Genomic DNA, 23,968 nt, shown 5'->3' with positions numbered 1-23,968 from the left:
GGCCCTCGCCCCTCCCGGGACGAGGGCCGGCGGCGGGCCGGAAGGACGGGGCCCAGGACGCCTGACGGTGGCTTGCCGCCGGGACGACGGAAGCACGTAGCGATCCGATGCGCACCGGATCTACCGTGCGCGGCGAAGACGACCTGGTGCAGCCGCAGGCCCCCCGGGCAGCCCCCCGGGCACCTCGCCACCCCCGCCCCGGCGAAACCCGGCGCCTTCCCGACACCTCTCCGTTCCCTTCGCTGGTACACAATGCCCCGGGGAACAAAGCCGTATGACGTGGTGTCAGGGGGCATCGGGGTGCGGATGGGGGATCGGCTGGCCGGCCGGTACCGGCTGGACCGGCGACTGGGGCAGGGCGGCATGGGCGAGGTCTGGCGTGGCCACGACCTGGCGCTGGACCGTCCGGTGGCGGTCAAGGTACTGCTGGGCGGTGGGGACAGGGACAGGCACGGACAAGCAGAGCTGGTCGCGCGCTTCCGGCGCGAGGCGACCATCGGGGCGCGGCTCCAGCACCCGGGCATCACCGTCGTCCACGACGTCGGGCAGGAGGACGGCCGGCTCTTCATCGTCATGGAGCTACTGGCCGGGGAGGACCTCGCCACGCTGCTGGCACGGGAGGGCACGCTGCCGGTGGAACTCGTGCTGGACCTCGGCGCCCAGACGGCGGAGGCGCTGGCCGCCGCACACGAGCAGGCGGTGGTCCACCGCGACCTGAAGCCGGCGAACCTCTTCCTGCTGCCCGGCGGGCGGCTCAAGATCTGCGACTTCGGGATCGCGCACTCGGCGGACGTCACCGCCGGCTGGACGGTCACCGGGAGGCCGTTCGGGACACCCCCGTACATGGCTCCGGAGCAGTGGCGGGGCGAGCGGGTCGGCGCGCGGTGCGACCTGTACGCGCTCGGGTGCGTGCTGTACGCGCTGCTCAGCGGGGAACCGCCGTTCGGGCAGGCCGAGGGCCCGTACGTGCTGATGCTGCGGCACATCGAGGAGGAACCGGTGCCGCTGCGGCGGGCCGGGGTGCCGGTGAGCCCGCAACTGGAGCGGCTGGTCCTGGCCCTGCTGGCCAAGGATCCGGCGGACCGGCCGGAGTCGGCCGAGTGGGTGGGCAAGACCCTGCGCAGCCTGGGCTCCGGGGCGGGGGCGGCGCAATCCCCGGCGGGGGCGGAATCCGGGCGCGAGCCGGCGGTGAGTCTCGAAACGGGGGTGACCCCCGGGACCAGGGCGACCCCCCGGACCGCGACGGGGAGCGACACCGCCGCTGCCGGGACAGGACTCCTGGACCGCCCCGAAGACAGGACCCGACCCCGGTACGACGAACCCGCCGGACCGGAACCATCACCGGACGCCAGACCAAAACCCGCACCAGGAACCGCACCGGACGCCAGACCAAAACCCGCACCGGAATCCGCCCCGCAAACCGCAGGCGGCTCCCCACCGGGGGCCTCCCCCACGGACCGCAGCACAGGTCAGACCGCCCACCCCGCCGCCCCCTGGTGGCGTCCCGGCGGCGGAGGTGTGCCCGCCGCGGTGGGGGCGTTCGTACGGGATCTGGTGCGCGAGGCGGAGGCGGTGTTGCCTGCGGCCGGGGACGCGCGTCCCGAGGTGCTGGCGGCCGCCGCGGACGCCGCCGCCCGCTTCGACGCGGACCTCGCGCTCCGCTTGCTCGCGGATGCCGAGCACGCGGCGTGGACCGGCGGCGCGGGCGACGGGGCCCGGGTGGCCCGCCTGCTGACCGGCCTGGCCCACGGCACGGCCCCGCACGCCCCGGCGCGGGCCCGCCGCCTGCTGAACGACGCCCAGCAGGCCTTGTTCACCGTGCCCGGCCCCGACCGCCGGGGCCCGCTGCGTGCGGTGGCCGAGGAGTTGGTGGCCGTAGCGCCGGAGCAGGCCGCGCAGCTCACCGCGTACCACTTCGCTGACGGCCCGGCGGCCGGTCGGCTCCGGTCCCGGATCGACAGTGCCCTCGCCGCGACCGACCCGCGCCGGGCCGAGCGGGACCTGGAACGGATAGGCGACCCGGCCCGCCGGGCCGCCGCCACCTACGACCTGGTGGTGGCCCTCGCACCGCGGGACCTCATGGCGGCGCTGCGGCTCAGCGAGCGCATCGGCTCCGCCGGGGGCCGGCTGCTCGCCCTGTGTCAGCTGACGCAGGACCGCGCCGCCGCCGGCGACGCGGCCGGCGCCGCCCGGGCCCTCGCGCAGGCAGAGGAGTGGCTGCCGCACGTCCTGGAGGAGCGGGCGGCTTGGCTGCGGGAGGAGGCCGCCCGGTTCGCCCGCCTCGGGCAGCCGGTGGAGGCGGAGCGGCTGCGCTCCCGGGCCGACGGCCTGCTCCGCGGCCGGCCGGAGGCAGCCGACGGCGACGAGAAGGCCGGCCACGCCCTGGCCTGGCTGGAGGCTGCCCGGAACCGCGTCGCGGCGAGCAACGGGGATCCCCCGGACCCGGCGCGCGCCCGGGAGTCCGTGGAGCGGGCCCGCCGCCTGCCCGATCCGGCAGAGCGGGCCCGGGAGTTGGCCCGCATCGCACGCGCCTGCGTGGCCGCGGACCGGCTGCCCTGGCTGCCGCAGGCGGCGGCCGCTGCCGGCAGCACGCCGTCGGCCGCAGCGGCGACCGCAGTGGCGTCCGCAGCGGCACCTGCGCTGGCATCCGCAGTGGCGTCCAAGGTGGCACCCGCGCTGGCGCCCACGGTGGCCGCCGGGTCCCGGCCGGGGCCCTCCGCCCGGCCGCGCCCGGCGGCGGCCGGTGAGCCCGTCTGGTCCACCGGGGTCCGGCCGCAGTGGCTGGCCCGGTCCGGGGACGGTGTGGTGTGGCGGGACGGCGCCGAAGTGGGCCGGGTGACGGGCCGTACGGGGGCCGTGCGCTGGTCGGCGTACGCCGACGAGGGTACGCCCGCGCCCGCGCTCGCGGCCGCCGCGTCCCCCGCCCGGCTGTCGGTGGACTGCCTGACGGACGCCGGGACGGTCTGCGTCCTCGTGCGCCGCGACGACGTGCCCGGCGTCCGCCTGCTGGCGCGCGAGCCGCACGACGGACGGGTGCGCTGGTGGCGGGACCTGTCCCTGGCGGCCCTGCACCACCTCACCGACGAGCTGGTCGTCCTGCACGCCGCGGACGGCCCGACCGCCCTGTACGCCGCGACGGGTGACACGGCGTGGGAGGACCGTACGCCGAAGGACGCCCGGCACGAGCACGACACCTCGGACGACCTGCTGACCCTGGCGGACGACCTGTTGGTCGTGGTGGACGGCTCCCGACTGCGGGCGCTGCGCACGACGGACGGCGCGGTGGCGTGGGACCGCAGGCGCGTCGGCCCCGGCGGCGGGCCGGCGCGTGCGGCGGCGCCGCTCCGGCCCGCGGAACGCCTCGTCCACGTCGTGGACGGGGACGTCCTACGGGCCCTGACCCGGCGCGCTGGCCTGGAGGCCTGGCAGTTCGAACTGGGCGTACCGGCCCCGCGGGTGCTGGAGGACCGCGGTCTGCTCTACGCGGCTGCCCAGCGACCGGACCTGGGGCGGGACCTGGTGTTCTGCCTGGACGCGGCGACCGGTCGGCCGCTCTGGCAGCGGTCGCTGGCCCGGCGCAGGGCATCGTTGTGCGGACTGGACCTGCTGGGCGTGCGGTCGGACGCGCTGTACGTACGGGTCGCGCAGGCGGGGCAGCGCGGGCTGCTGCACCGGGGCAAGGAGGCCGAGCCGTTCGTCGCCGCCCTGGACGCCCGCACGGGCCGGGTCCGCGGCCAGTGGGCGGACCCGGCCGTCGGCCGCGTCCGCCCCGTCCTCCTGGACGACCTCCTGGTCGTGCCACGGCCGGAACTCATGGCGGTGGGACTGCCGTGAGCCGACGCGCCGGGACACCTGGACCGGGGGCACATGACCGCGGGCACCTAACCGGGGGGCGCCCGACCGGGGGGGCGCCCCGGTGCTGGTGGGTGTCGCGCTCAGTGCAGCTGGAGCACGCTGCTGACACCGGCATGGTCCGAGGGCCACAGCCCTGAGGGAGTGCGGTCGGCCCGCGCCTCACCCACCCGGTGGCTGGCCAGGGCCTTGATCTTGCCGCGGTAGAGCACGTAGTCGATGCGTTGGCTGAGTTCGGAGGTGGGGTTGCGCAGGTCGGCGTCCTGGCAGCAGGTGAAGCCGAGGTTGCGGGGGCGGGTGACGGTCCAGGCGTCGGTGAAGCCTGCGGCGAGGAGCTGGGCGTAGCTCCGGGTGTTGGTTCCCGGTGTCGCGCCGACCCCGCCGGCGGCCGAGTTGAGGTCACCGAGGAGCACGGCCGGGAGCATGGTCTTCAGCGGGCCCGCGAGTAGTTCGCCGGCCTGTGCTTCCTGGACGGCGGGGGCTAGGGGTTCGAGATGCGTGGAGACCACCCGGGTGGTGCGGCCGTGCACGGTGGCGTCGGCGGCGACCCAGCCGCGTCGGAGCTGGATCGGAGGGTTGGGCGGACAGCCGAGCGCCGGGCGGCAGATGCTCACGGAATTCTGGAACCGGGCGGACTGCGCGTTGGCCACGGAGAACTCACGGGCGGGCAGGTCGGTACGGGCCAGGAGTACGTCACGGTCAGTGAGGCGGATGTCCTGCAGCCCGGCGGGCGTCGAACGCGGGGCCTCGAAGTCACTGCCCACGGTGATGCTGGCCACCGCCGCGTAGTGCTTGCCGCGGGCGGAGAGCTCGTCGAGGAGGATCTGCAGGAAGTCGTATTCGACGTGGGTGGCGCTCCCCGGCCCGGCGGGGGTCTGGCTGCGCCAGAGCACGGCTTCCTGGACCCCCACGAGATGGGGGTCGGTCTCGGCGATCTCGTCGGCCAGGGCCTCGGCTCGCTCGTGGAAGTCCGTCTCCTGGACGTTCGCGTACACCGCGGTCACCGCGGCGACTAGCGCCTGAGGGCTGGTGGCGGCGAGGACGGGCGCCAGGTCGGCGCCCAGGTAGAGGTTGCGGGTCATGACCCGCAAAGGAGTTCGACCGCCCTCGGCGGCGGCCGCGGCCGCGCCGAGTGACCCAGGCACCAGGAGTGCGAGCGCGCACAGAGCGGACGTGAACCATCGACGAGTCATGTGGCGGCCTTTCGGTGAAAACCCGGGCAAATGCCCACGTGCTCGCCGAACCTACGGCGCCCTCGGGAAGGTGGCGATCCAGGCGTAGGCCGGGCGGCCGAAGCGGGTCGCCGAAGAGCGCAGCGGGACCGGCGGGCAGCCCCCGGCACCCACCCCCGCCCCGGGGGACCGCCGGCGGCCCGCCCTTCCCGTCCCGTCCTTGCCGGACCCCGCACGGTCACCCGGCCCCGCACGGGTCACCCGAACCCCGGACCGATCACCGGCCCAGCACGGGTCACCCGACCCCGCTCACCCGTACATGTTCAGCAGCTGTTCCGCCGAGAGTTCCGGCAGTGGGTCCCCCTCCGCGCCCGGGAGCGGGAGTTCGAACCAGACGGTTTTGCCGCGGTGGGTGCGGCGGGTGCCCCAGCCCGCGGACAGCATGCCGACCAGTTGGAGTCCGCGGCCGCCCTCGTCGGTGTCGCGGGCCCGGCGGCGCCGCGGCTGGACGAGGTTGCCGTCCCACACCTCGCACACCAGGGTCCGGTCCAGCAGCAGCCGCAGCCGGATCTCGCCCTCCCCGTACCGGAGGGCGTTGGTGACGAGTTCGCTGACGAGCAGTTCGGTGGTGTCGAGGAGCCCTTCCAGGCCCCAGGCGGGCAGTTTGGCCCGGGCGAGTTCGCGGGCCCGGCCCACGGAGCGGGCCTCGCGGGGCAGTTGCCAGTCGCCGACGGCGTCCACGGGCAGTCCTTGGACCCGGGCCATGAGGAGGGCGATGTCGTCCTCGCCGTGGCGGGTGTCGAGGGTGTTCAGGACGTGGTCGCAGACGTCCTCCAGCGGCCGTACGGGGTCGGCCAGGGCCTCGCGCAGTCCGCGCAGGCCCTCCTCCAGGGGGTGGTCGCGGGATTCCACGAGCCCGTCGGTGTAGAGGGCGAGCAGGGCTCCTTCGGGGAGTTCGACCTCGACCTCCTCGAAGGGTTCGCCCCCCACCCCGAGCGGCATCCCGGGCGGCACCTCCAGCAGCAGGGCGGGCCGGGGCGGGGCGCCCGGTTCGGGCGGCTCGACGAGGACGGGCGGCATGTGGCCGGCGTTGGCGATGGTGCAGCGCCGGGTGACGGGGTCGTAGACGGCGTACACGCAGGTGGCGAGGTACACCTCGGAGCGGTCGGCGTCGCGCGCCTGCAGGGCCGCCCGGGAGGCTTGCTGGGAGCCTCCGGGGGCGCCGAGTCCGCGGGCGATCTCGTCGAGGGCGGCGAGCACCTCGGCCGGCTCCAGGTCGAGGAGGGCCAGGGTGCGTACGGCGGTGCGCAGTTCGCCCATGGCGACGGCGGCCCGCAGTCCGCGGCCCATGACGTCGCCGACGACGAGGGCGGTGCGGTGGCCGGGCAGTTCGATGACGTCGAACCAGTCGCCGCCGACCTCGGTGGCGGCGTTGCCGGGCAGGTAGCGGCAGGCGATGTCGAGGCCGGCCGCCTCGGGGTCGCCGGGCGGGAGGAGGCTGCGCTGCAGTATCAGGGCCCGTTCGTGTTCGCGCCGGTACAGGCGGGCGTTGTCGATGCAGACGGCGGCGCGGGCGGCGAGTTCGACGGCGACGGCCCGGTCGCGTTCGCCGAAGGGCTCGCTGCCCTTGGTGCGGGAGAACTGGGCGAGTCCGACGACGGTGTCGTGCGCGACCATCGGCACGACGAGGGTGGATTGGACGAGGTCGTCGGGTCCGCCGCCCTCGATGGTCCGCGGCCGTGCGGTGCGCAGGGCCAGGGCGCCGGGGGAGGCGGCCGGGTAGCGGTGGGTCTCCCCGACGGCGACGGGTGCGCCGGCGCCGGAGAGCGGGGCGTCGGACACGGCCGAGGCGAAGGCGACCCTTCGCAGGGGTGCGGAGGGGGCGCGGCCGTTGCGCTGTCCGGGCGGCAGGGAGGGTACGCCGGGGCCCTGGGGGCGGGCGGGCCGGTCGTCGTCGCCGAGGAGCAGCCCCTGGTAGAGGTCGACTGCGGCGAGGTCGCAGAAGCCGGGCACGGTGACGTCGAGGAGTTCGCGGGCGGTGGTCTCCAGGTCGAGGGAGTTGCCGATGCGGTGCCCGGCCTCGTTGAGGAGGGCGAGATTGCGCCGTACGCCGGCGGCCTCGCGGGCGGCGAGGTGGCGACGGGTGACGTCGGTGCCGATGCCGGCGACGCCGACGGGGCGGCCGCTGGCGCCGTGGACGCGGTAGAGGTTGATGGACCAGTGGCGGTTCTCCCGCCGGCCGGGGGCGGCGCCGGTGATCCGCAGGTCGGTGACGGATTCGCCGGTTTCGAGGACCCTGCGCAGGGCTTCGATCATCCTGTCGGCCTCCGGCGGCGGGAGGTAGTCGTGGACGGTGCGGCCTCGGTGCTCCTCGACGGCGCCGCCGAAGACCGTGGCGAAGCGGCGGTTGGCGCGCTGGACGGTGAGGTCGGTGCCGAAGAGCAGGAATCCGAAGGGAGATTGGCCGAATATGGCCTGTGAGGCGGCGAGGTCGGACTCGATGCGGCGCAGGGCCCGGACGTCGACGACGACGCAGAGCGCGGCCCGTTCGGCGGCTTCGGTCTGGGTGGGCATCACGTAGATCTCGGCCACGCCGTGGGTGCCGTGGCCGCCGGGGACGCGGAAGGGGACGAGGCCCGTCCATTCCTTGCCGTCGAGGATCTCGGCCACCCGCCGGTGGCCGCCCTCACGCAGTTCCGGCGGCATGAAGGCGTCGACGGGGTCGCGTCCGACGACCTGTGCGGCGGTCAGTCCGAACAGTTCCTCGGCGCGCAGGCTCCACTGGTCGATGAGGCCGTCCGGTCCGATCGAGAACGATGCGACCTTGATGTAGTCATATATCGAGCCAGGCGGACTGCTGTGCCACAAAGAGTCGTGCCATGCCTCCCGGGGCACACGGGCCTGATGTGCCTGCGCAGGTATCTCGCTCACGCGACCGTCCCCTCCAGCTCACCGCAACCGGACCGGCCATGACCGAAGTATTCAGCACCACGGCCCCGGACGGCACGGCGTTCCCGATCACGAAAAGGTCCCGACTATTTCGAGCCATGCCGGGTGATCGTCGGCCACCCTTCACCTTGTTACTCACCAGGAAGAGCCAACTCGAACCACACCGTCTTGCCCGACTTGCCGTGACGTGTACCCCAGCGCTGTGCGGAGGCGGCCACCAGGTGCAGTCCCCGGCCACCTTCGTCGTCGGCCTTCGCGACCCGTTCGCGGGGCGGATCCGGAAGCGGATCAGAGACCTCCACGATCAGGGCGCCTCCCCCCGGGGCGCCCTCCGCCGGGGACCCGCCGGGCTGCTCGCGCCGCTCCAGCCGGACGCCGATGGGACCCGAGGCGTAGCGCAGGGAGTTGGTGACCAGCTCGCTGACCAGCAGGACGGTCACATCGCCGACGGAATCGAGGCCCCAGGAGCGGAGCTGGCCGCGCACGGCGTGTCGTGCGGTGCGGACGGCGCCGGGCTCGGCGGGGAAGGCCCACTCGGCGCATTCGCCGTCTGTGTCGATCACGCCGATCACTTCCCGGGCCGGCAGCGGCCCCCGTCCGGTTCAGCCGGGAGAGAGCCTCTTGGGGCGGTACACGATTAGGGACTAATAGCGACATACCCGATATCCGAGGCGTCGTACCACGCGTCCCCCGGGTACCGGCGCACTGTGGCACGGACGGACGGTTGCGCGAGCCTCATGCGCCCCGGTGCGCCCCGGTGTGCGCGGCGCGCAGCCGGCGCCCGATCTCGGCCACCGCGGGCCGGTCCTGGTCGAGCCAGTCCACCGAGTCCAGTTCTCCGGGTTCGAGCCAGCGCAGTTCGTCGTGGTCCTCCAGGGGCGCGGGCTCGCCGGAGAGGAGTCGCGCGGTCCACACGTGCAGGACGAGTCCGGGCTTCAGCGGCCACTCCCCCGGGATGCGCTCCACCGGCTCGGCCTCCACGCCGAGCTCCTCGCGCAGTTCGCGGACCAGCGCCTCGGCGTCGGTCTCGCCGGGTTCGGCCTTGCCTCCGGGCAGCTCCCAGCGGCCGGCCAGCTCCGGGGGCGCGCTGCGCCGGGCGGCCAGCAGGCGGCCCTCATGACAAAGGGCTCCGCCCACGACCACACGTACCGTCATGGGGCGGAGCCTATGCCACTGCCGCGACGCTCAGTTCGTCGTGGCGGTCTGGCCGATCCGCTCGACCCAGTAGAGCTGCTTGTGTCCGCGGTCGTCGAGGCTGTCGACCACCTTCTGCGCCTCGGCGCGGGTGGGGTATCGGCCCACCCGGTAGCGGTTGCCGTTGTCGTCCTGACGTATGACCAGCCACGGGAGCAGGGCACCGCTGTCGTTCATCGCGTCTCACCCTCCGCCGTTCCACCTGCCCGGGAAACCCCATTGCGCATATGCCCGAGCTTACGCCCGACCTTTACTGAGCGGATACGGTTTTTCACGAAGAGGAACCTCGGCGGCGTACGCATCCGGCCATGCGTACGAGTGAGCCGCGCACGCCGGTCCGGACCCGGCGCACCACGGAGGCGGCCGGGCTCCCGCACGCGCCCTCCGGCCGGGCCGCGCCGATGCTCCGGCCCTGGCCGGACGGCCGTTGCACGACCCCCGCCCCTCGCCCCGGCGCGCCCGGGCAAGGGGCGCGGCAAGGTCGTGCGGAGCGCGGCAGCGCAGGCGCGGGCAGAGGGGCGCTCGGCGGGGCCGGCACAACCGCGCAGGCCCACAGCGAACCGGAGCCGTGGGCGCCGGTCCGGATCGCGCCGAAACCCGCCGGTAGCTTTACCGCACCGGGAGGTGGTAGGCGAGGCGGTAACGGTCCGCCGGGACCACCACGTCGGCGGTTTCGACGGCCTGGCCGGAGGCGTAGTAGGTCCGGCCGATCACCAGCACCACGTGGCCGGGGACGCCCCCCAGCAGCGCGATCTCCTCCGCGAGGCCCGGCCGCGCCCCGACCTCCTCCACCACGTTGTCGACGACGAGGTCGATCGCGGCCATCCGGTCGACGACCCCGGTGCCGCCCAGGGGCCCCTCCTCCGGCAGCATCACCGGCGTCCGGCCGGTCAGGGCCAGCGGCTCCCACGAGGTGGACAGCATCATCACCTCGCCCGCGTCGCGGAAGACGTACCGCGTCCGCATGACCCGCTCGCCCGGCTCGATGCCGAGCCGCTGCGCGATCACCGCAGGGGCGGCGGCCTGCTCGCTGCTGGACTCCCAGGTGCCGCGCGCACCCGCCTCCGCCTGCTCCTGGCGGAACGGCGTGGACGGCCCGCCCGTGCGGTAGCCGGAGCGGGCGACCCGCCTCGGCACCGGCTGCTCCCGCACGTACGTGCCGGAACCGGAGCGGCCCTCCACCAGGCCCTCGGCCATGAGGACCTTGCGCGCCTCCAGCGCCACGGTGTCGGAGACGCCGTACTCCTCGCGGATCCGGGCCTGCGAGGGGAGCCGGGCGTGCGGGGGCAGGGACCCATCGACGATCTTCTGTCGCAGGTCCCCGGCGACGCGCAGATAGGCCGGCTGCTCACCGAAAGCCACTGAGGCCCTCCCATTAGGTTGACGGACAGCCACACCCTGGCAACGGTCGGTTGCGCGCCGCAAGCGAGGGCCAGGGTTTCACCCGAAGTGATGAAGGCTGGTCACTCAAACCCGTTACCGCGCGTTACCCTCCGGGATTTCAGGCCGGCGCGGCCGGGGACCTCGCGCCCGGGCGCCCGCCGGAACCGCCGCCCGAGCCGCCGCCGGAACCGCTGCCCGCACCGCCGCCCGGGTCCTCCTCGGCGCCGGCGCCCGGCTCCTCCTCCGTGCCGGCGCCCGGCTCCTCCTCGGACCGCCATTCCGGCACCGTCGTCGCGAGGCCGTACGCCCCGCGCAGCGCCCTCTCCGTGGCCACCGTCAGCGCGGCGGACGCCCGGTCCCAGGCGTCCTGGAAGTCGGCCGGCCGGGCCGCCGCGCCCGCTTGCTGCCACGCCCGGCGCGCCGCCGCGACCTCCTTCAGCTGTGCCCCCGCCGGCCCGGCCAGCTCCGGCCGGCGCGCGGCGACCTCCGTCAACACCCGGGACTCAGCGGACAACGCCCGGTCCACCTCGCGGGCCCATTCGCGGTACGCCGGCAGCGCCTCGTCGATCTCCTCGTCGGGCCCGTGCCCCAGTGCCAGGTCGACCTCGTTCATGGCGTGCAGGAAGGACACCTGGTCCGGCTTCAGCGTTCCGGCGTCGCGGCGCAGGCTGCCGCGGTGCTCCTCCCCGGCCGTGCCGATCACGCACAGCAGCGGCCGCTCGCCGGTGCCCCACCCCTCCCGCGGGGGCGCGAACCAGAACAGCTCCGCGTACGTCGGCAGCGCCCAGGAGTCCATGGCGTAGGCGTCCTGCGCCCGCCAGCAGGCGTCCGTGGCCGCCCTCTTCATCTGTCGGCCGCCGCGGAACTGCACCGGGTCGAAGCGGGTCGAGGAGGTGACCTCCCCGTGGTGCACCTCCGTGCAGTCGACCCGGTAGAACAGCGGGTCCTCGTCGAGCAGGTCCCCGCCGGGGACGTTGAAGCAGTCCCCCGCCCGCAACTCGTCGATGTCGGTGACCTGCCCGGCGACGTCCTCGTACGGCGAGAGCCCGTCGAGGCGGTCGAACAGCGGCTCCGCGGCCCGGCCCACGGCGAGGAACAGCAGCAGGGTCGTGACGAGCGAGACCGCCAGGCCGGTGATGGCCAGCGGCCTGCCCCGCTCCCGCTTCCCGGCGATCTGGACGAGGGCCACGATCCCGAAGACGATGCCGAGCGGCGGTAGGCAGAGCAGCCCGACCAGCAGCGACGCCAGCGCGAAACCGTTGAGTGCCTGTTCCCCCTCGTCCTGCCGGGGGGACGGAGCCGGCCAGTGGGACGGCGGCTGGGTGCTCACGGGGTACGGACTCCATCGCAGGGTGTCGCGAACGAATGCGCGAAACAGTACACAGCGGGGGCGACCGTGGTGTCGGTCGCCCCCGCCGGTTCCGGTTCACCGCGTCCGGTGGCGCAGCGGTGATCCCGGCTCAGGAGTGCGGGTCAGGGCCCTGGTTCGGGCCGTGGTTCGGGCCCTGCTCGGGGCGTGGTGCGGGCCGTGGGCCGGGGCCGTGGTCCAGGACGCAGCTCAGAACTGCAGCGCCCACGAGTCGATCTTGCCGGTGTCGATGTTGGCGTTGTCGTTCACCCGCAGCTTCCAGACGCCGTTGGCCGTCTCCGAGGAAGCGTTGACGGAGTAGGTCTGCAGGATGTTGTCCGCGCTGCCGCCACCGCGGTTGTGCAGGGTGTAGACGGAGCCGTCCGGGGCGACGAGGTCGACCTTCAGGTCACCGATGTACGTGTGCTTGATGTCGACCGAGACGCCCAGCGCGGCGGGGGCGCTGCCGGAGACGCCGCTGACGGTCAGCGGGGACTCGACGGTCGAGTTGTCGTTGATGGCGTGGTCGGCGGTGTTCTCGAAGCGCGGGCCGGTCGGCGGGGTGGTGCCGCCGCCGACGAACAGCAGGCGGTTCGGGGAGCCGGTGCCGGGGCTGGTCACCACGTTCGGGGTGGCCGCTGCCACCAGGGCCGAGGCGACCTGGGCCGGGGTGTTCGACGGGTTCTGCGACAGGTGCAGGGCGGCGGCGCCGGCGACGTGCGGCGCGGCCATCGAGGTGCCGGAGATGGTGTTGGTGGCGGTGTCGCCGGTGCCCCATGCGGAGGTGATGGAGGAGCCGGGGGCGAAGAGGTCCAGGACGCTGCCGTAGTTGGAGAAGCTGGACTTGGCGTCGCTGCTGGTCGTGGAGCCGACCGTGAGGGCCTCGGTCACGCGGGCCGGGGACTTGGTGCTCGCGTTGGTGGACTCGTTGCCCGCGGCGACCGCGTACGTGATGCCGGAGGCTATGGAGTTGCGGACGGCGGTGTCGAGCGCGGAGTCGGCCCCGCCACCGAGGGACATGTTGGCCACGGCCGGTTTGACCGCGTTCCGGGTCACCCAGTCGATGCCGGCGACGACCTGGGCCGTCGTACCGGAGCCGTTGTTGTCGAGGACGCGGACGGCGACGATCTTCGCCTTCTTGGCGACGCCGTGGTTGGTGCCCGCGACGGTGCCGGCGACGTGCGTGCCGTGGCCGTGGCCGTCCTGGGCGGTGTTGTCGTTGTCGATGGCGTCGAATCCGTAGGAGGCCCGGCCGCCGAAGTCGGTGTGGGTGATGCGCACGCCGGTGTCGATGACGTACGCGGTCACGCCCTCGCCGGCCTTGTCCGGGTACGTGTAGCTGCTGTTGAGCGGGAGCGCGCGCTGGTCGATGCGGTCCAGGCCCCAGGACGGCGGGCTGGGCTGGGTGCCCCGGGCGCCGTCGACGGTGAAGAGGCGGTTCTGCACCACGGACTTGACCGCCGGGTCCGCGGCCAGCTTCCTGGCCTGCGCCTCGGAGACCTCGACGGAGTAGCCGTTGAGGGCGGCGCTGTAGGTGCGGTCGATCCGGGCGCCGTACTTCTTGGCGACCGCCTTGCCGCCGGCCTCGGTCGAGCGGGTGGTGTCCTTCAGGGTCACGATGTAGCTGTCGGCCACGGAGCCGGGGGCGCCGGCGTTCTCGATGACGCCCTGCGGGCCGCTGTCGGCCGCGGAGGCGGGGAGCGCGGCGGCCGCGCCGAGGGCGAGGGCCAGGGCTGCGGCCGCGCTGAGCCCGGCCGCCTTCCGGCGGGTGTGACGCATGGACATGTGGGGGGTCCTCCTCGTCGGTGGTGCGCTTCGGGGATCCGGGACGGCGTCGCGGGAGCGGTGCGAGGTGTGGGGACATGACCATGACGAATCCCAAAATAGGCATGACCATGACAACTCGCGGAGGGGCTGCCGCGCTGCCGCCTCCGAAAGGTTGGCCCAGCGGCTCGGCATCCCACAAGGGGAAGGCGAACGCGTAACATCCGTGCCATACAACGGCCATGAACGAGCAAAGGTGCTCCGCACATGACGCACGCAATCCCCGGATACGTCTGCCCCGACGACGGCACGCGCGCGGACGCCCGGACGGCGCCGTGGTGCTGCCCCGTCTGCAGCGGCCCGTGGGACCTCGACTTCACACCGGATCCGGCCATCGAGCTCAGCCCCTCCGCCGGACCCAATTCGCTCTGGCGGTACGGCTCCGCACTACCACTGCCGGGCGCTTTCTCGGTCACCCTCTCGGAGGGGAACACTCCGCTGGTGCCGCTCGCGGAGCGGGTTCACGCCAAGCTCGACTTCCTGATGCCGACGGGTTCGTTCAAGGACCGGGGTGCGGTGATGCTCGTGGAACTGGCCCGGCGGCTGGGTCCGGAGCGGGTGATCGCGGACAGCAGCGGCAACGCGGGAACGGCCGTCGCGGCGTACTGCGCCCGCGCCGGGCTGAGTTGTGAAATTTTCGTGCCCGAGGGCACTTCGGCGAAGAAGACCGAACAGATGCGGGCCCACGGCGCCGCCGTCCGTGTCGTGCCGGGCGGCCGGGAGGCCACCGCCGAGGCGGCACGGGCCGAGGCCGACCTCCCCGGCGTCTTCTACGCGAGCCACGTCTACAACCCGTACTTCCTGCACGGCACCAAGACGTACGCGTACGAGGTCTGGGAGGGGCTCGGCGGCCGACTCCCCGAGGCCCTCGTCGTCCCCGTCGGCAACGGCACCCTGCTGCTGGGCGCTGCGCTCGCGGTGGAGGAACTGGCCCGGCGCGGGGTGCGCCCGCCGGCGCTCATCGCGGTGCAGGCGGCGGCGGTGTCCCCGCTGGCCGCGGCGTTCGAGGCCGGTGCGGAGGACGCGGACCCGGTGGAGCAGCGGCCCACGCTGGCCGAGGGGATCGCCATCCCCGCCCCGCCGCGGGCCCGGCAGATCCTGGCGGCGGTCCGCAAGTCCGGGGGCACCTTCCTGACGGTGTCCGAAGAGGCCCTGCGCGCCGCGCAGCGGGACCTGGCCGGGCGGGGGCTCTTCGTGGAGCCGACGGCGGCCGCCTGCTGGGCGGCGGTGGGCCCGTACGCCCCGTCGGACCCCTTGGGCGGCCGCACGGCGGTGGTCCCGCTGTGCGGTACGGGCCTGAAGGCGGGCCTGGCTCCCTGAGGACGTGGCCGGGCGGGCGCCGGTGCGGCCGGGCGCGGCCGGAAGACGCGCGGGGCGCCGCGGCACGCAGGAGCCCGGGGGCACGGCGCGGGTGAGGACGCGGACGTCGCGCGGACGATGCCGTTCGGACGATGCCGTTCCGGGAGCGGTGGACGTAGATGTCGCAAAACCGCCGGTCAGGGGCCGGGGCCGTCTGCTGGACTGGCCCCATGACCAACCACGTTGACCTCGCCCGCCGCTTCGCCGCCCTGCACACGCCCACCGCCCCGCTCGCCCTGGCCAACGCCTGGGACGTGATGAGCGCCCGGCTCGTCGAGGCGGCCGGAGCCCCGGCCGTCGCCACCACCAGCGCCGGGGTCGCCTGGTCCCTCGGCGCTCCCGACGGGGACCTGCTGGCCCGGGACCGCGCGCTCGACCTCGTCACCCGGGTCGCCGGGGCCGTCTCCGTGCCCGTCACCGCCGACATCGAGGGCGGCTTCGGCGCCGATCCGGCCGGGGTCGGGGAGACCGTCGCCGGGGTCGTCGCAGCCGGCGCGGTCGGCATCAACATCGAGGACGGCACCCGCGAACCCGCCGAGCACGCGGAGCGCGTGGCCGCGGCCCGCGCCGCGGCCGACTCCGCCGGGGTCCCGCTGTACGTCAACGCGCGGATCGACACCTACCTCTTCGGCCTCGGCGACCCCGCCACCCGCCTCGACGAGACCCTCTCCCGCGCCGCCGCCTACCTGCGGGCGGGCGCCTCGGGCGTCTTCGTGCCCGGGGTCACCGACCCGACCGTGGTCGCCGAGCTCGCCCGCGGCATCGACGCCCCGCTGAACGTCCTGGCCGGGCCCGGCGCCCCGTCCGTGGCCGAGTTCGGCAAGCTGGGCGCGGCCCGTGTCAGCCTGGGTTCCTGGGTCGCGGAGGCCGCGTACGGCGTGGTGCGCCGCGCCGCCGAGGAGCTCCTCTCGGACGGCACGTACACGGCGGTCGGCGACGCCCTCGCGTACGGGGAGCTGAACGGCCTCCTGAAGGACTGATCCCGGCGCCCGCGCCCAGCCCGCGGCCGGCGCGGGCGGGACCGGTTCCGGAGCCGCGGGCCGGTTCCGGGGGGGCGGGCCGGTTCCGGGGGGCGGGCCGGTTCCGGGGGGCGGGCCGGTTCCGGGGGGCGGGCCGGTTCCGGGGGGCGGGCCGGTTCCGGGGGGCGGGCCGGTTCCGGGGGGCGGGCCGGGCCCGCCGGGCGGGCCTGCGGCCCTCAGTCGTTCGCCGCCCGCTCGTACAGGGCCCTGGCCCGCTCGTCGAACAGCGCGGCCGTGGAGTCCACGTCCGTGTCCCCGCCGCTCAGCACGCCGATCAGCCGGCCGGGGCTGCCGGGCCCGCCGCGGTCGGCGATGAAGGGGCTGCCGCTGGTGCCCGTCCAGAAGCCGGCGCAGCTGATGTACAGCATGGCCGGGTCGTCCTCGTCGTGGGTGGTCTGCGTGGTGCAGGAGACGGGTTTGTTCTGCGGGTTGCGGCCGGATTCGGGGTAGCCGACCACCGTCACGTCCCGCTCGTAGCCGGAGGTCCACTCGGGCGCCGGGGCCTCCCCGGCACCGACGGCCTGCTGGACGGTCAGGCCGTCCTCGTCCGGCTCGACGCTGAGGAACGCGTAGTCGGCGGTGTCCTCGCCCCACTTCGTCCAGCGTTCGTCCACGTGGACCGCCCGGACCTTCCACACGCCGAGCGGCTGCCTGCCTTCGCCCTCGCCCGAGAAGGCGGGGGCGAAGGACAGCTCGCCGATCGCCCGCCCGTCGGGGGCGACCTCGCCCGGCTCGCCGTTCTCGCCGGCCGGGGCCACGCAGTGCGCGGCGGTGGCGACGACGGTGCCCTTGGGGCTGTCGACGACGCTCGCCGTGCACCAGTGCTCCCCGTTCGCCATGAGCACGCCGACCCCGGGGAAGGGGTGCACGGCGCCCGCGTCCTCGTCCGTCGCCTTGACGAAGCCCACGGCGAGGACGGCCGCCACACCGGCGACGGCCGCCGCGGACGCCCCCCTCACGACGGCGTTCAGCGCACGCCGGGATCGGGGGTCGGTGCCAACATCACCTTGCTGATCCACTCCAGGGAGCCCTCCCTCATGCCGCGAACATACGACTTTCCGTTGTGCTCACCATCCTGGATCACCTGCAGCCGGGTGTGCACGGGGCCCCTGCCGTACTCCTTCATGAACTTCTCGGCCTTGTCGCGGCCGCTCTCCGCGGTGCCGATCTGGAAGTTGATGTAGACCTCCGGGCCGCCCGCGGCGATCAGCTTCTGGGCGAGCTTCTCCGGGTTGTTCGCGTCCATGGCCTGCTTGTTCCCCTTCCACAGCGGGGAGTCGGGGACGATGTCGACGCCGCTCGCGATGGCCGCCTTGAAGCGGTCGGGGTGCTTCAGGACGTGCTTGAACGCGCCGAAGCCGCCCGAGGATGAGCCCATGATGGCCCACCCGTCGCGGGAGGTGAAGGTGCGGAAATTGGCCTTCGTGAAAGCCGGGACGTCATCGGCCATCCAGGTGCCCATCTTGGGCTGCCCGGGGATGTCCGAGCCGTCGAAGTGGTGCTTGGTGTCGGCGTTGATCACCGGCATGACGAGGATGAAGGGGAGGCTGGTGCCCGCCTTCGCCCCGTCGGCCACGGCCTGCTGCAGCCCGAGGCCGGGGCCCGTGCCCCAGTAGTTCTTGGGGTAGCCCCGACCGCCGGGGAGGGAGATGAGGACGGGGAAGGCGCTCTTGGCGTACTTCGGGTCGTCGTACTCCTTGGGCACCCAGACCCACACGTCGCCGGTGAAGCCGGACTTCGCGCCGGTCAGCGTCGTCTTGGCGATCTGGGTGCCGTCGGGCAGCCGGCTGGTGCGGACGAAGGACGCCTTCGGTCCGGTGGGCATGCTGACGCCCGGCCGGACGTCCTGGGTTGCGGCGGGCGTCGCCTTGACCTTGTCGAAGGACATGGGATCCCCTATGTCCGAGAAGAGGCCGAACTTGTACGCCGCCGCTCCGCCCCCGGCGGTCAGTGCGAACGCGAGCCCGCCGACGATCAGAAGCCTGCGCGGGCGGCGCTTGGGGCGGGTCGGGCCCGTGGTCACGGGGCCTTCCCCGACCGCGAGGCGGCCGTCGCCCTGGAGCTGGTCATGCTGCACGAATTGTCCCGTTCCTTCTCCGGCGCGCCGACGGGCGCGGGTCGGACCGATCGGTCCCCCTTACACCCGTTACAGAGGCTTCAACGACCGGATGGGTTGCCTGGGACGGGCGTGACGTGGTGCGGACCACGCCGCCCCGGGCATCGTGCCGCCGACCTGGCCGGACGGGGGATCAGCCCGCTTCGGGCTTCGGGGCCTTGAGCACCTTGCTGATCCACTCCAGGGAGCCTTCCTTCATGCCCCGGACGTAGTGCCAACCGTTGTGCTCGCCGTTCTGGATGTCGCGGATGGTGGTCTTGACGGGGCCCTTCCCGTACTGCTGCTGGAACTTGACCATCCGGTCCTTGCCGCCCTCCTTCGTGCCGATCTGGAAGTTGATGTAGACCTCCGGACCGTTGCTGTCGATGAGCTTCTTGGCGAGCTTCTCCGGGTTGTTCGCGTCCATCTCCGCCTGGTGGCCCTTCCAGAGCGGGGAGTCGGGGACGATCTCGCCACCACTGGCGATCACGGCCTTGAACTTGTCCGGGTGCTGGAGGACGGTCTTCATGCCGACGAAGGCGCCGGAGGACGAGCCCATGAAGGCCCAGCCGTCACGGGACTTGTACGTGCGGAAGTTGGCCTTCGCGAAGTTCGGGACGTCCTCGGCCATCCAGGTGCCCATCTTGGGCTGGCCGGGGATGTCGGAACCGTCGTAGTAGTACTTGGTGTCCGGGTTGAGCACCGGCATGATCACGACGTACGGCAGGCTGGTGCCGGCCTGGACGCCCTCGCTGATCGCCTTGTGCAGGCCGAGGCTGCGGTCGGCCCAGTAGTTGGTCGGGTAGCCCTCGCCGCCGGGGAGCGCGATGAGCACCGGGAAGCCGCTCTTGGCGTACTTCGGGTCGTCGTACTGCTTGGGCGCCCACACCCACACGTCGCCGGTGAAGCCGGACTTGGCGCCGACCAGCGTCGTCTTGGCGACGATCGTGCCGTCGTCGAGCTTGGCGGTCTGCTTGAACTCGGCCTTCGGACCGGTCGGCATCTGCACGTCCGGGTCACCGGATGGCTTGGCCGCGCCCTGCGCCCCGCCGCCGTCGCCCGAGCCCTTGCCGGACGCCTGGTCCTTGCCGAAGCTCACGCTCTCACCGTTGCCGGAGAACCACTCCAGCTTCCAAGCCGCGAAGCCCCCGCCGCCCAGCAGCAGGACCAGGGCCAGGGTGGCACTGATCCATATCGCGCGGCGCGAGCGCTTGCGGGGCGGCTCGGAGCCGGACCCGTGCGCGTCGCCGCCGGGCCGCGGGCGTATGTGGGCACTCGGATCCGGGCACGGCGGACCGGCCGGGTGCGGCTCGTACGGGTGCTCGTACCCCTCGTGGCCCGGTGGCGGCGGCGGCTGCTGGGCGTGCGGATCCGGGTACGGCTGACGGCCGCGCTGCTCCGCGTGCGGCGGGTACCCCTGCGGCGCCTGCCGAGGCGGCTGGTCCTCGTACTGCGGGTACGGCGGGCGCGGCTGGTCGTCGGGCCGCTGGCGCTGCGGGTACTGGTGCACGGACTTCGCTCCGAACGGTCATGGCTGCCCCCGAGCGGGACAGAAGCTGTGGGCATCCCCCTTGCTTCTGATGCCCGAATGCAGCATTCCGTTCCAAGAACCGGCAAAAATACGAGCCGAACATCGGCCTGCGGGAACCGGGCGGGGGCGGATCACCTCTGCGCGTCGAGCACCCGCACGCACCGCCCCAGCAGCTGGACCAGCAACTCGCGCTCCTCATCGGAGAACTCGGCGGCGAGCGCCCGCTCCACCGCCACGGCGGCGGCGTCAGCCTGCTCCATCACCGCCCGCCCCTCCGGCGTGAGGCGCGTCTCCAGGACGTTGCGGTGCCACTCGTGCGGGGAGCGCTCGATGAGCCCGCGCTCCTGGAGGTTCTTCAGCACGGTGGTCATGGTCGGGGGCGTCACCCCGCACAGGCGGGCGAGCGCGGCTGCGGAGATGCCCGGCTTCTCGGCGAGCCAGAGCAGGGCGGCGTACTGCGGAACCGTCACCGCGGACGGCTTGAGCGCCGTGTTCTTCGCCGCGAGGAGCGCCTGCTCGGCGCGCTTGACGTGCGAGCCGATCCGCTCCTCGGGGGGCATGGAGGTCATCACCCAAGGGTAGCCCCCTTGCGAATATTAGAACTCTAACTTACATTCCCACTCACCTGATCATGTGACCTTTAAGGAAGAGGTAGGTCCACGTGTCGAAAAAGCTCCTGCCCGGCGCGACCCTCACCCTGACCCTGACGGCGGCCCTCACCCTGACCGCCGTACCGCTGGCCCATGCCGCGCCGACGCCACGGACGGCGACGCAGGCGGCGCAGACGACGGCGGCGGCAGCACACGGCCACGGCCGGATCTCCACGGCGTTCACCCTCCCCGGCGAGAAGGTCTACCCCGAGGGCATAGCCACCGACCCCCACGACCACGCGGTCTACGTCGGCTCGTACGCGGACGGCACCGTCTACCGGGCCCTGCCCGGCCGGGCGGGCGCCGAGGTGTTCCTGCCCTCCGGGACCGACGGCCGCCGCACGGCGAACGGCCTGCGCGTCGACGCCCACGGCCGCCTGTGGGTGACCGACTCCACCGCCGGGGTCACCGTCTACGACACCGCGACCCGCACCCGCCTCGCCCGCTTCGAGGTCCCCGGGGCGGACCCCCGCTTCGTCAACGACCTCACCATCACCCCGGACGGCACGGCCTACCTGACCGACAGCGTCCGCGCGGTCGTCTACAAGGTCACCCCGGTCCAGTTGGCCTCGGGCTCCGGGACCCTCACCCCCGCGTACGACCTGAGCGGCCGGCTCACCCCGGTCCCCGGGCGCACCTTCAGCCTCAACGGGATCACCTCGGACCGGGCGGGCCGGTACCTGCTCACCGTGGACATGATCGCGGGCGACCTGCACCGCATCGACCTGCGCACGGGCGCACTGTCGCGCGTCACGCTCCAGGGCGGCGACCTCACCCACGCCGACGGGCTGGACCTCGCCCCGGACGGCAGCCTGCGCGTGGCCCACAACACCACCAACACCCTGACCCGGTGGCGCGTTACCCCGGACGGCACGAGGGCCCGCCTGGTCCGCACGCTCACGGACCCGGACCTCCAGATCCCGACGACGCTGACCCACGTCCCGGGCCGCACGCTCGTGGTCCGCTCCCAGTTCGACAAGGGCGGCCCCATGGGCACCCCGGGCACCCCGACCACCTTCACGATCGCCGCGGTCCGCGGCTTGTGACCACGGACCGCCCGCTCATCCGCGGGTGTTCGCCGGAGAACCCCACGGATACGAGCCCGCGCGCAGCGCCGCGTAGTCCTCGGCGGACAGCAACACGGCATCGCCGTGCTCGGAGACGATCTCGACGGCCTCGTGACCCTCGTTGACCTTCTTGATCAGCGGAAGGAGCCCCTTGCGGGCCGCACTCGCAGTAACGAACATGCCCCGACCCTTCCCCTCCCGACCCCGGCTGACGCCCCCGGGCCGGGAGCGGGCTCCCTCCTGTCGGCGTAGCTGGTGCATCGAGGAGGAGGGCGGGGCACCCGTCGTCCACGTTTACGAGCTCGACGAACCCACCGGCGCGTACGCGCCCGCCGGCATCTTCCGGGGCACCCTCCAGCGACCCGTGCCCTTCGAGGTCACCCTGGACCTCGACACGCTCACACCGCCCCGAAGCAGCTGAGAAGTCCGCACCAATTCAGCACGGGAATGCAGAAGGGGTCGGACTCGACAGAGTCCGACCCCTTCTGACTTGCGCGTTTGGCTCAGCGCTCAACGTGCAGCATGCACACGACTACACATTGAAGCGGAATGTCTGAAGCCGGATCCTGACCTGCGGCGGAGCCCCGCGCAGGACCCTGACCTGGGATTTCGTGGTTGGCGTGCGTTGGCTCCCGACGGCCGTTTACGGGTGTCCTGCGGACTGGCTGCGGACTGGCCGGGGATCCCGAGGCAGAGAAATCCATGGCACACGAGCGGGACCTGCATCGAAACTACGCAGGTGAGCGACTCCTACCCCTGCCCGTGCTGCGGGCACCGTGTACTGGACGCGATGCCTGGCTCGTACGAGATCTGCCCCGTCTGCTCCTGGGAGGACGACGGGGTCCAGTTCCGCTGGCCGACCATGGCAGGCGGGGCGAACAAGGTCTCCCTCATCGAGGCCCAGCGGAACTACCAGGAGTTCGGCGCCTGCGACGAGCACGGCCGCCGATTCGTCCGCCCTCCGGCCGAGAACGAGCCGCTCGACCCCACCTGGCGCCCCATCGACCTGACACGCGACTCCTTCGAGGAGTGGGCAGCCGAGGACCGCGCCCCGTGGCCCGACGACCACTCGGTGCTCTGTTGGTGGCTCCCCACCTTCTGGCGCCGGAACCACTCCGCGTCATGACCTCCCACATGGAGACACTCGTCCAGCAGCTCGACGGCAAGGCCGACGTGTCCTACGACGCCCGCGCGGAGCTGATCTGGATCGGCGCCGACGCCATACCCGCCGTCATCAACGGCCTGCCTTCCCTCGGCGGCTTCGGTCAGCTGACCGCCATCGAGGTCTTCGAAGAGGTGGGCGATCCCCGTTGCGGCCCCGCTCTCACCGGCCTGCTGGACAGCAACAACCCGACCGTTCGCGAATGGGCGGCCATGGCCCTGGCGAGCCTGGAGATCGACGGCGCCATCGAGCCCCTGCGCCGCGCCTACCGCGCCTGCCTGGAACGGGCGACCCCACCTGACTGGACCGAGTCTGTCGGCATCCGCTGGGCGCTGACCGAACTCGGCGTCCGTAACCCTGTTGTCCCGCCGCTCACCGCGCGCCTACGAGCCACCACTGCGGACGACGCCCCCGGCTGGCCCTCGACCCACTTCACCGAGATCATCAACGACCTGGCCGACCACGCCCAGGTGATCCTCTACTCCCAGTTCTGGCGCGTGGACGCCGGCGGCACATACGGCGTCTCCGGGCCCGCCCTGGACTGGGAACTCGACTGGACCGGGCCCTGGGAGCACCTGGTCGAGGAGTCCCGCACCTGGTCCCTGCTGGAAGCCTCAGAAGCACCCACCGGCGACAACATCTTCGTCGCCCCCACCTGGATCGACCGTACCGACCTGCACCCGGAGAGGTGACCGATGCCGCCCCAGCACCCCGAGGAAATCGGCTACGGCCATGTGGTCAAGAGCTACGTGACGAGGACGTACGGGGGCCTCCCGCGCTACCTCGTACTGAACGGCGGGCGGTTCCTGGGCCCCCGGTGGTGGCACACCACCCGCTTCACCCGACACCTGCTCAATGACGCCGCCGCGATCACCGACGAGGAACTGGAAGCTCTCCTCGGCTACGAATGGCGCTCGCGCCTCACCGCCGCCTGGCTGATCGGCGTCGACCGCCGCGAACGGTTCCGGGCACGCATCGGCGACCTGCTCCTGGCCAGCGAGGTCTGCTACTCCGGCAGCGCCTACTGCTTCGCCCTGGCCCGCTTCGGCACCCACGCCGACGCCGAGATCCTCACCGCCTACCTCGACCACTACCTCCCCCACACCGACCTTCATTACGACCAGCCCGCCGCCCTCGGTGCCCTCCTCCGCCTCGACGCCCTCCTCGGCACCCACCACGCCGACCGCTTCACAGAGCCCGGCGGCCTCTGGGACGAGTGGGTCAAGGGCGTGGGACGCCTCGGCTACCCCAGCCACATCCCCGCCGAACAGCGCCGCTGGACGGACCTCCAATGCGAGTTCGCCAACGGGTGGACCCGCGTTTGACGCCTCGAGGGCTGCGAGATCACTCGGTTCGGGATCCA

Annotated in this window: 19 protein-coding genes and 2 pseudogenes; 8 read left to right on the top strand and 13 right to left on the bottom strand. The window is 73.2% G+C overall.

Translation table 11 applies throughout. The features are described 5' to 3' along the window. Positions 1-306 precede the first annotated feature (306 nt). Positions 307-3,834, top strand: coding sequence for a protein kinase (locus ACFV7Q_RS03130; RefSeq protein WP_385422969.1), 3,528 nt, complete (start codon positions 307-309; stop codon positions 3,832-3,834). Between the two features lie 101 nt (positions 3,835-3,935). On the opposite strand, the gene ACFV7Q_RS03125 is transcribed toward ACFV7Q_RS03130, so the two are convergent. The 8 genes from ACFV7Q_RS03125 to ACFV7Q_RS03090 form a co-directional block, all read right to left on the bottom strand. Next, positions 3,936-4,934, bottom strand: coding sequence for an endonuclease/exonuclease/phosphatase family protein (locus tag ACFV7Q_RS03125; protein WP_385422967.1), 999 nt, complete (start codon positions 4,932-4,934; stop codon positions 3,936-3,938). A gap of 399 nt (positions 4,935-5,333) precedes the next feature. After that, a complete protein-coding gene (locus tag ACFV7Q_RS03120) occupies positions 5,334-7,946 on the bottom strand; it encodes a SpoIIE family protein phosphatase (RefSeq protein ID WP_385423071.1) in 2,613 nt (870 codons plus the stop codon). Positions 7,947-8,104: 158 nt separating this feature from the next. Further along, positions 8,105-8,545, bottom strand: coding sequence for an ATP-binding protein (locus tag ACFV7Q_RS03115; RefSeq protein WP_385422965.1), 441 nt, complete (start codon positions 8,543-8,545; stop codon positions 8,105-8,107). A gap of 163 nt (positions 8,546-8,708) precedes the next feature. Next, entirely contained in the window at positions 8,709-9,128 is a 420-nt protein-coding gene (locus tag ACFV7Q_RS03110) for a (deoxy)nucleoside triphosphate pyrophosphohydrolase (RefSeq protein WP_385422963.1), read from the bottom strand. A 30-nt stretch (positions 9,129-9,158) separates the two neighbouring features. Next, positions 9,159-9,344, bottom strand: coding sequence for an SPOR domain-containing protein (locus tag ACFV7Q_RS03105; protein ID WP_214943524.1), 186 nt, complete (start codon positions 9,342-9,344; stop codon positions 9,159-9,161). A gap of 432 nt (positions 9,345-9,776) precedes the next feature. Continuing rightward, positions 9,777-10,529: a GntR family transcriptional regulator gene (locus tag ACFV7Q_RS03100; RefSeq protein WP_385422961.1), complete on the bottom strand. Its 753-nt coding sequence runs from the start codon at positions 10,527-10,529 to the stop codon at positions 9,777-9,779. 139 nt (positions 10,530-10,668) lie between these two features. Beyond that, positions 10,669-11,880 carry a DUF4190 domain-containing protein gene (locus ACFV7Q_RS03095; protein WP_385422959.1) on the bottom strand — a complete coding sequence of 404 codons (1,212 nt, stop codon included), beginning with the start codon at positions 11,878-11,880 and terminating at the stop codon, positions 10,669-10,671. A gap of 228 nt (positions 11,881-12,108) precedes the next feature. Further along, the gene (locus ACFV7Q_RS03090; RefSeq protein WP_385423069.1) at positions 12,109-13,677 is read right to left on the bottom strand and encodes a S8 family peptidase; all 1,569 of its coding nucleotides are present in this window, start codon (positions 13,675-13,677) and stop codon (positions 12,109-12,111) included. A 252-nt stretch (positions 13,678-13,929) separates the two neighbouring features. Here ACFV7Q_RS03090 and ACFV7Q_RS03085 point away from each other — a divergent pair, with 252 nt between their 5' ends. Beyond that, positions 13,930-15,042, top strand: a complete 1,113-nt coding sequence (locus ACFV7Q_RS03085; RefSeq protein ID WP_385422957.1) for a pyridoxal-phosphate dependent enzyme — start codon at positions 13,930-13,932, stop codon at positions 15,040-15,042. A gap of 209 nt (positions 15,043-15,251) precedes the next feature. Next, positions 15,252-16,061, top strand: a complete 810-nt coding sequence (locus tag ACFV7Q_RS03080; protein WP_385422955.1) for an isocitrate lyase/phosphoenolpyruvate mutase family protein — start codon at positions 15,252-15,254, stop codon at positions 16,059-16,061. A 215-nt stretch (positions 16,062-16,276) separates the two neighbouring features. On the opposite strand, the gene ACFV7Q_RS03075 is transcribed toward ACFV7Q_RS03080, so the two are convergent. From ACFV7Q_RS03075 to ACFV7Q_RS03060, 4 genes are all read right to left on the bottom strand, one after another. Further along, positions 16,277-17,059: a trypsin-like serine peptidase gene (locus tag ACFV7Q_RS03075; protein WP_385422953.1), complete on the bottom strand. Its 783-nt coding sequence runs from the start codon at positions 17,057-17,059 to the stop codon at positions 16,277-16,279. Positions 17,060-17,067: 8 nt separating this feature from the next. Continuing rightward, positions 17,068-18,177, bottom strand: coding sequence for an alpha/beta hydrolase (locus tag ACFV7Q_RS03070; protein WP_385422951.1), 1,110 nt, complete (start codon positions 18,175-18,177; stop codon positions 17,068-17,070). Between the two features lie 172 nt (positions 18,178-18,349). After that, positions 18,350-19,462 carry an alpha/beta hydrolase gene (locus ACFV7Q_RS03065; RefSeq protein WP_385423067.1) on the bottom strand — a complete coding sequence of 371 codons (1,113 nt, stop codon included), beginning with the start codon at positions 19,460-19,462 and terminating at the stop codon, positions 18,350-18,352. Between the two features lie 395 nt (positions 19,463-19,857). After that, a complete protein-coding gene (locus ACFV7Q_RS03060) occupies positions 19,858-20,295 on the bottom strand; it encodes a MarR family winged helix-turn-helix transcriptional regulator (RefSeq protein ID WP_385422949.1) in 438 nt (145 codons plus the stop codon). A gap of 92 nt (positions 20,296-20,387) precedes the next feature. Here ACFV7Q_RS03060 and ACFV7Q_RS03055 point away from each other — a divergent pair, with 92 nt between their 5' ends. After that, positions 20,388-21,422: an SMP-30/gluconolactonase/LRE family protein gene (locus tag ACFV7Q_RS03055; RefSeq protein ID WP_385422947.1), complete on the top strand. Its 1,035-nt coding sequence runs from the start codon at positions 20,388-20,390 to the stop codon at positions 21,420-21,422. Between the two features lie 21 nt (positions 21,423-21,443). Here ACFV7Q_RS03055 and ACFV7Q_RS03050 read toward each other — a convergent pair. Then, positions 21,444-21,623: pseudogene (locus ACFV7Q_RS03050) on the bottom strand (type II toxin-antitoxin system Phd/YefM family antitoxin); the annotation flags it as partial. Between the two features lie 73 nt (positions 21,624-21,696). Between ACFV7Q_RS03050 and ACFV7Q_RS03045 the strand changes: the two are divergent. The 4 genes and pseudogenes from ACFV7Q_RS03045 to ACFV7Q_RS03030 all read left to right on the top strand — a co-directional run. Continuing rightward, a pseudogene (locus tag ACFV7Q_RS03045) lies at positions 21,697-21,864 on the top strand (Uma2 family endonuclease); the annotation flags it as partial. 318 nt (positions 21,865-22,182) lie between these two features. Continuing rightward, positions 22,183-22,569 (top strand): CPCC family cysteine-rich protein, encoded by a 387-nt coding sequence (locus ACFV7Q_RS03040; protein WP_385422945.1) that lies wholly within the window; start codon positions 22,183-22,185, stop codon positions 22,567-22,569. 8 nt (positions 22,570-22,577) lie between these two features. Further along, a complete protein-coding gene (locus ACFV7Q_RS03035; protein ID WP_385422943.1) occupies positions 22,578-23,297 on the top strand; it encodes a HEAT repeat domain-containing protein in 720 nt (239 codons plus the stop codon). Between the two features lie 3 nt (positions 23,298-23,300). Continuing rightward, positions 23,301-23,930, top strand: a complete 630-nt coding sequence (locus tag ACFV7Q_RS03030) for a DUF6000 family protein (protein ID WP_385422941.1) — start codon at positions 23,301-23,303, stop codon at positions 23,928-23,930. Positions 23,931-23,968: the final 38 nt, after the last annotated feature.

The organism is Streptomyces sp. NPDC059851 (assembly GCF_042732005.1).
Classification (GTDB): Bacteria; Actinomycetota; Actinomycetes; order Streptomycetales; family Streptomycetaceae; genus Streptomyces.
The sequence above is the reverse complement of the archived record's forward strand: the minus strand, read 5'-3'. Positions and strand labels throughout refer to the sequence as shown.